The sequence below is a fragment of the Natronincola peptidivorans genome (assembly GCF_900111615.1).
Lineage (GTDB): Bacteria > Bacillota > Clostridia > Peptostreptococcales > Natronincolaceae > Natronincola_A > Natronincola_A peptidivorans.
On sequence record NZ_FOHU01000054.1, the window covers coordinates 1 to 1,418 of the forward strand.

Genomic DNA, 1,418 nt, shown 5'->3' on the forward strand with positions numbered 1-1,418 from the left:
ATCACAATTTTTTTGGTCAAGTCCTCGACCTATTAGTATCGGTCAGCTTAATACATTGCTGCACTTACACCTCCGACCTATCTACCAGGTAGTCTTCCTGGGGTCTTACCCACTTGCGTGATGGGAAATCTTATCTTGAGGGGGGCTTCGTGCTTAGATGCCTTCAGCACTTATCCCTGCCATACGTAGCTACCCAGCGGTGCTCTTGGCAGAACAACTGGTACACCATTGGTATGTCCATCCCGGTCCTCTCGTACTAAGGACAGATCCTCTCAAATTTCCTGCGCCTGCGACGGATAGGGACCGAACTGTCTCACGACGTTCTGAACCCAGCTCGCGTACCACTTTAATGGGCGAACAGCCCAACCCTTGGGACCTACTTCAGCCCCAGGATGTGATGAGCCGACATCGAGGTGCCAAACCTCCCCGTCGATGTGGACTCTTGGGGGAGATAAGCCTGTTATCCCCGGGGTAGCTTTTATCCGTTGAGCGATGGCCCTTCCACTCGGTACCACCGGATCACTAAGCCCGACTTTCGTCCTTGCTCGACTTGTTGGTCTCGCAATCAAGCTCCCTTTTGCCTTTACACTCTTTGCACGATTTCCGACCGTGCTGAGGGAACCTTTGGGCGCCTCCGTTACTTTTTAGGAGGCGACCGCCCCAGTCAAACTGCCCACCTGACAGTGTCCCAAAACCAGGTAATGGTTCATGGTTAGAACTTCAGTACTACAAGAGTGGTATCCCAACGGCGACTCCTCCAAAACTGGCGTTCTAGATTCTCTGTCTCCCACCTATCCTGTACATGTAGTACCAAAATCCAATGTCAAGCTACAGTAAAGCTCCACGGGGTCTTTCCGTCCTGTCGCAGGTAACCAGCATCTTCACTGGTATTACAATTTCACCGGGTCCATTGTTGAGACAGCGCCCAAATCGTTACGCCTTTCGTGCGGGTCGGAACTTACCCGACAAGGAATTTCGCTACCTTAGGACCGTTATAGTTACGGCCGCCGTTTACTGGGGCTTAAGTTCTGTGCTTCGAGTTACCCCTAACACTTCCCCTTAACCTTCCAGCACCGGGCAGGCGTCAGCCCCTATACGTCGTCTTTCGACTTTGCAGAGACCTATGTTTTTGCTAAACAGTCGCTTGGGCCTGTTCTCTGCGACCGGTTGATGCTTACAGAGCTTGTCTTTCACATCCTCCGGCACCCCTTCTCCCGAAGTTACGGGGTCATTTTGCCGAGTTCCTTAACAATGGTTCTCCCGCTCGTCTTAGGATTCTCTCCTCACCTACCTGTGTCGGTTTGCGGTACGGGCACCTCATTTCTCAATAGTGGCTTTTCTCGACAGTGTGGAATCAATCTCTTCGCTACTTGTTTTTCGCTCCCCATCACCTCTCAGGATCTTGTTAAAGCGGATTT

General features: G+C 51.7%; 1 rRNA gene. It reads right to left on the bottom strand.

What is annotated here, in order from left to right:
* Positions 1 to 12 precede the first annotated feature (12 nt).
* A 23S ribosomal RNA gene (locus BMX10_RS17695) occupies positions 13 to 1,418 on the bottom strand; the annotation flags it as partial.